Source organism: Isoptericola sp. NPDC060257 (assembly GCF_042726645.1).
Classification (GTDB): Bacteria; Actinomycetota; Actinomycetes; order Actinomycetales; family Cellulomonadaceae; genus Isoptericola; species Isoptericola nanjingensis.
Window position 1 is genome coordinate 1 of the sequence record NZ_JBHXAW010000290.1, and the last position, 5,552, is coordinate 5,552.

Genomic DNA, 5,552 nt, shown 5'->3' on the forward strand with positions numbered 1-5,552 from the left:
CCCCGGTCGCCGCCCGCAGCGCGCACGCCGCCTCCGAGACGCTGGACAAGGTCTACGCCGCCCGCTGCGAGGACGGTCCCGGCGAGCTGGGCGACCCGGCCTGCCCGGACCTGAAGAAGGCGAAGGACGCGGCGGCCGACGTCGCCAAGGTCGCCGACGACCTGGAGACGGTGATCGGCGACGCCGACCTCGCCCACCCACGACGTCTTCTTGGGTCAGCGGCCGCCGAGAGCGGCGAGGCGGGCGCTCAGGAGGCGCCGGTCGCCCTCGCGGTCGACCTGGTCGAGGGCCCGGCGCAGCTCGACGAGGGCGTCGGCGGGGCGCCCGGCGCGCGTCAGCAGGTCCGCCCGCAGGGCCGGCAGCAGGTGGTAGCCCGCCAGCGCCGGGTCCTGCGCGACGGCGTCGACGGCGGCCAGACCGGCGTCGGCGCCGTGCACCTCGGCCACGGCCACGGCCCGGTTGAGCGCGACGACGGGCGACGGCGCCAGGTCGAGCAGCACGCCGTAGAGGGCGAGCACCTCCGCCCAGTCCGTCTCCGCCGCGGTCGCCGCGCGGCAGTGCAGCGCCGCGATCGCGGCCTGCACCTGGTACGGCCCCGGTCGGCGTGCTGCGAGCGCCGTGTCGAGCACCGCCAGCCCCTCGTCGATCTCGTCGCCGTACCACCGCGTGCGGTCCTGCTCCGCCAGGGTCAGCGCGACGCCGTCCTGCCCGGTGCGCGCGTCGCGGCGCGCGTGCTGCAGCAGCAGGAGGGCGAGCAGGCCGCGGGCCTCGGGCTCGTCCGGCAGCAGCCGGGCGGCGAGCCGGGCCAGCCGCATCGCGTCCCCGGCCAGCGCGCGACGCTCGGCGCACCCCTCGACCTCGTCGGCGGGCTCCGCCCAGGCGTCGTAGCCCTCCGTGAACAGCACGTAGAGGACCGCGAGCACCGCGTCCGTGCGCCCGGCGAGCAGCGCCGGCGGCGGCACCCGGAACGCGATGCCGGTGGCACGGATGCGCCGCTTCGTGCGCACCAGCCTCTGCGACATGGTCGCCTCGGGCACGAGGAAGGCGCGCGCCACCTGCCCCGTCGTCATGCCGGTGAGGGAGCGCAGCGTCAGCGCCACCCGGCCGTCGAGCGGCAGGGCCGGGTGGCAGCACGTGAACAGCAGCCGCACCAGGTCGCCGTCCGGGTCGTCGGGCGACCAGCCCTCGTCGTCGAGGCCGCGCTCGACCTCGTCGTGCACGCCGTCGCCGGCCCGCCCCGGCCCGTCGACCCGCTCGCCCCGCCGCACGGCGGTCTCGCTCTTCTCCGCCTCGACGCGGCGGCGGCGCAGCACGTCGAGGGCGTGCCGCCGCGCCGTCGTCGTGAGCCACGCGCCGGGCCGGTCGGGGACGCCGTCGCGCGACCAGGTGCGCAGCGCCGCCACGAACGCCTCCTGCGCGGACTCCTCCGCGAGGTCGAGGTCGCCGGTGGCGCGGGCCACCGCGCCGAGGACGCGCCCCCACTCGCTGCGGAAGGCGTCCTCGACGGCGACGGCGGCCGGCGCCGTCACGCCGGTGCGCCCCCGTCGGTCGGCCAGAACGGGTGCACCTCGACCGTGCCGCCGCCCCGGCTGCCCGGGTGCTCGGCGGCGATCGCGAGCGCGGCCTCGAGGTCGGGCGCCTCGACGACGTCGAACCCGCCGATGACGTCCTTCGTCTCGGTGAAGGGGCCGTCGGTCACCAGGGTGCGGCCGTCGGACACCCGCACGCGCCGGACGTCGGCGGCCGGCCGCAGCCGCTCTCCCAGGATGCGCGAGCCGTCGGCGTCGTGCCGGCGCACCCAGTCCTCGATGTCGGCGTCCGGACCGCGGTCGGGCACGTCGGGCTCGATCACCAGCAGCAGGTACCGCATCACGCGCCCCCGTCCGTCGAGCCGGCGCCCTCGAGGCCCAGCGGCCAGAACGGCCGCAGCTCGATGGCGCCCGCGTGGGCCATGGGGTGCTCGGACGCGATGGTGATCGCCGTGTCGAGGTCGGGCGCGTCGAGGACGTCGAACCCGCCGATCGCCTCCTTGGTCTCCGAGAACGGCCCGTCGGTGACGAGCGCGCGCCCGCCGCGCACCCGCACCCCGACCGCGTCGGCGGGCGGGCGGAGCCGGTCGCCGAGCACGGCGGCGCCGCTGCCGTAGTACTTCTCCACCCACCCCTCGATGGGCGGCGCGCCCGCGGTGTCCTCCGGCCGCAGCTCCGGGTCCTCGGGGGTGGACAGCACCAGCATCAGGTAGCGCACGACGATCTCCTTCGGTCGGTTCCTCATCCTGCACGGCCCTCGTGGCCGTGTACATGAGCACGACGTACGGGAGACCTCCCGACAGACACCTGACGGACTTCGGTCGACGACTACTTGATCCCCGTGCTCGCGATGCCCTGCACGAACGTCTTCTGGAAGACCAGGAACACGACGAGCAGCGGCACGACGGCGACGGTCGCCACGGCCATCACGGCGCCCCACGGCGAGGCGAACGCCGGGTTGCTGGTCAGGGTCGACAGCCCGACCGGCACGGTGAGGCTCTCGTTGCCCTGCAGCACCACGAGCGGCCACAGGAAGTCGTTCCAGCGGTTCATGAACCCGAGGATCACGAGGACGCCGACCAGCGGGCCGCACGAGGGCAGCACCACCCGGAAGAAGGTGCGCAGCTCCCCCGCGCCGTCGAGCCGCGCGGCCTCGATGAGCGCGTCCGGCACGCCGAGCATGAACTGGCGGGCGATGAAGATCCCGACGACGTCGAACAGGGTGGGCAGGATGACCGCCCACGGCGAGTCGACCAGCCCCAGCCGCGCCACGACGAGGAACGCCGGCACCAGCGTGACCTGGATGGGGATCATGATCGTCACGAGGAACACCGCGTACAGCAGACCGCGCCCGCGGAACCGGTACTTCGCGAGCGCGTACCCCGCGCCGAGCGAGACGCACACGGACAGCGCGGTGCCGACCGTGGCGACGAGGAACGAGTTGCCGAGCCACCGCCACACCGGCTGCGTGGCGAAGACCTCCGTGAAGTTGCCGACCGTCGGCGCGTCGGGCCACAGGTAGAAGTCGCTGCTCTGCGACTGCCCGCCCGGGGTGAGGGCCGAGACCACCATCCAGTACAGCGGGAAGACGACGAGGATCGCGACGGCGGTGAGGCCCGCGGTGAGCAGCCACCGGCGGCGGTGCGACCGGCGCTCGCGCGGGGAGCGGCCGCCGCGCACGGGGGCGGCGTCGGGCGCGGGGCGCGCGGGCAGGACGGTGGTGGTCACAGGAGCTCCTCGGCTTTCTTCGTCGCCCGCTGCCGCAGCAGCGTGAAGACCAGCAGGATCAGCACGAGCAGCAGCCCGAGCGCCGCGGCGTAGCCCATGCGGGCGTCGGCGAACGCGGACCGGAACACGTACTGGATGAGGACGGTCGTGGAGAAGCCGGGACCGCCGCCGGTCATCACGTAGATGACGTCGAAGGCCTGCAGCGAGAACACCACGTTGAGGATGAGCAGGATCGACGTCGTCGGCGCGAGCATCGGCACGGTGAGGCGCCGGAACCGCTGCCAGCGGCTCGCGCCGTCGATGGCGGCGGCCTCGCGCAGCTCGGACGGGATCGACTGCAGCGCGCCCAGGTAGATCACCATGCAGAAGCCGATGCGGGTCCACACGACGACGAGCACCAGCGTGAGCATCGCCGTGCGCGGCGACGTCAGCCACGGCAGCCCGTCGAGCCCGACCGCCCGGAGCGCGTTGTTCGCGACCCCGTAGTCCGGGTTGAAGATCCACGACATGATCACGCCGACCACGACGCCGGCCGCGACCATCGGCACGAAGAACAGCGCCCGCAGGAGGCCCCGCCCCGGCAGCGGGCGGTTGAGCGCGACGGCGAGCGCCAGCCCGACCGCCATCGCCGTCGGCACCGTGCCGACGGTGAAGACCAGCGTGTTGAGCAGGGCCGTGCGCAGCAGCGGGTCGGACAGCATGGTCCGGTAGTTGTCCGCGCCCACCCACTGCCCGTCGCCCAGCGTGGCGGTGTCCTGGAACGACAGGGCGACCGCGATGACGATCGGCACCAGCGAGAACGCGAGGAAGAGCAGCCCGGCGGGGCCGACGAACAGGTAGGGCGCCCAGCGGCCGCGACGGCGGCCGGTGGGCCCGCCCGTGCGCGACGTCGCGCGCGCGACGTCGGCCGTCGGTGAGGCGGCCGGCGGCGCCTCCAGGGTCGTGAGGGTCTCACCGCGTGGTGACACTGCGCATCGCCTCCGTCATCTGGGCGCCGCACTCGGCGGGCGTGAGCTCGCCGAGGAAGCACAGGTCGAGGTAGTCCGCGAAGACCGAGTTGAGGGAGCTGAAGTACGGCCCGGACTGGGCGCGCACCATGGACAGCGGGATGGTCGTGGCCTGGTCGATGAACTGCTGCATCGTGGCCTCGTGCCGGTCGTAGCCGATGTCGGCCGCGTCCAGCGAGGAGCGGGCGGGCAGCCAGTTGCCGCGCCGGCAGAACTCGGCGACGTTGGTGCGGCTCGTGAGGAACGCGACGAGCTCGGCCGCCAGCTCGGGGTGCTTGCTCGACCTCGTCACGGCCAGCGCGTTGCCGCCGAGGTCGGACGCCTCGCCGGCGTTGCGGATCATGTAGGTGGTGCCCCACTCGTCGGGGCGGGCCTCGTCGAGTGCGGCGATGGCCTCGGGGTTGTCCAGCAGCAGCCCGGCCTGGCCGGTGGCGAAGAGGTCGCGGCCGACGGCGCCGCCGCCGGACTTGCTCATGTTCGCCGGCGAGACCAGCCCGTCCGCGTACCAGCGGCGGCCGAAGTCCAGCGCCCCGACCGCGGCGTCGGTGTCCATGCTCGGCGTCTCGCCGTCCTCCCCGAGGAAGGCGCCGCCGTTCTGGTAGACGAGCGGCATCCAGCGGTACGCGGTCTCCGGGCCGCTCCAGCCGTAGCCGAAGCCGTACCGCCCGGTGACCTTCTGCGCCTCGGCGGCGATCTCGAGGAACTCGTCCCAGTGCCACGCCTCGTCGAGGGTCTGCGGCACGTCGACGCCGACCTGCTCCATCACCCGCTTGTCGTAGTAGGTGATGAAGTTGTCGGTGTGCTGGAAGACGCCGAACAGGCCGTCGGCCTTGGCGCCGATCGCCCAGAACGGCTCGGACCAGTCGTCCTGGTACTCCGGCGGCACCGCGTCCGTGAGGTCGACGAGGCTGCCGTTCGCGGCGTAGCGACCGATCTGCTGCGGCGTGATGCGGATGATGTCGGGCGCGAGGTCCGCCGCCAGCCGCGTGATGAACCACTGGTGGAACTGGCCGGTCGTGACCTCGACCGCGACGCTGGTGCCCGGGTGGGCGGCCACGAACTCGTCGGCGAGCGCCTGGTACGACTCCAGGTCCAGCGGGATGTTCCACGAGGACAGCCGCAGGTGCTTCGTGCCGGTCGGGGCGCCGGAGCAGGCCGCGAGCGCCCCGGCCACGCTGATCCCGGCCACGGCCAGGAAGCTCCGCCGGGACAGCCTGCGCGCGACCGGGCGCCTGCCGGGCACCGCACGGTTCGGCATCTCGTCTCCTCTTCGTCGAGGGTTCGTGGG

General features: G+C 74.0%; 7 protein-coding genes. All 7 read right to left on the reverse strand.

All coding sequences use genetic code 11. From position 1 onward, the window contains the following. Positions 1-197: hypothetical protein (locus ACFWEK_RS18290; protein WP_430554958.1), on the reverse strand; the 197-nt coding region annotated here is incomplete at its 3' end. Between the two features lie 18 nt (positions 198-215). After that, positions 216-1,529 carry an RNA polymerase sigma factor gene (locus ACFWEK_RS18295; protein ID WP_430554959.1) on the reverse strand — a complete coding sequence of 438 codons (1,314 nt, stop codon included), beginning with the start codon at positions 1,527-1,529 and terminating at the stop codon, positions 216-218. Further along, positions 1,526-1,870, reverse strand: a complete 345-nt coding sequence (locus ACFWEK_RS18300; RefSeq protein ID WP_430546804.1) for a YciI family protein — start codon at positions 1,868-1,870, stop codon at positions 1,526-1,528. The genes ACFWEK_RS18295 and ACFWEK_RS18300 overlap by 4 nt, the downstream gene beginning before the upstream one ends. After that, positions 1,870-2,274, reverse strand: coding sequence for a YciI family protein (locus tag ACFWEK_RS18305; protein WP_430546781.1), 405 nt, complete (start codon positions 2,272-2,274; stop codon positions 1,870-1,872). Before ACFWEK_RS18305 ends, ACFWEK_RS18300 begins: the two co-directional genes overlap by 1 nt. A gap of 83 nt (positions 2,275-2,357) precedes the next feature. Then, positions 2,358-3,257 (reverse strand): carbohydrate ABC transporter permease, encoded by a 900-nt coding sequence (locus ACFWEK_RS18310; RefSeq protein ID WP_430554960.1) that lies wholly within the window; start codon positions 3,255-3,257, stop codon positions 2,358-2,360. Next, entirely contained in the window at positions 3,254-4,225 is a 972-nt protein-coding gene (locus ACFWEK_RS18315; protein WP_430554961.1) for a carbohydrate ABC transporter permease, read from the reverse strand. The genes ACFWEK_RS18310 and ACFWEK_RS18315 overlap by 4 nt, the downstream gene beginning before the upstream one ends. Then, complete coding sequence (locus tag ACFWEK_RS18320) at positions 4,209-5,522, reverse strand: ABC transporter substrate-binding protein (RefSeq protein ID WP_430546784.1); 1,314 nt, start codon at positions 5,520-5,522, stop codon at positions 4,209-4,211. The genes ACFWEK_RS18315 and ACFWEK_RS18320 overlap by 17 nt, the downstream gene beginning before the upstream one ends. Positions 5,523-5,552 lie beyond the last annotated feature (30 nt).

What these genes read in the sequence shown, in the direction of transcription:
- ACFWEK_RS18300 (WP_430546804.1), bottom strand. Translation starts at nt 1,870, where the DNA reads ATGCGGTACCTGCTGCTGGTGATCGAGCCCGACGTGCCCGACCGCGGT.
- ACFWEK_RS18320 (WP_430546784.1), bottom strand. Translation starts at nt 5,522, where the DNA reads ATGCCGAACCGTGCGGTGCCCGGCAGGCGCCCGGTCGCGCGCAGGCTG.
- ACFWEK_RS18305 (WP_430546781.1), bottom strand. Translation starts at nt 2,274, where the DNA reads ATGAGGAACCGACCGAAGGAGATCGTCGTGCGCTACCTGATGCTGGTG.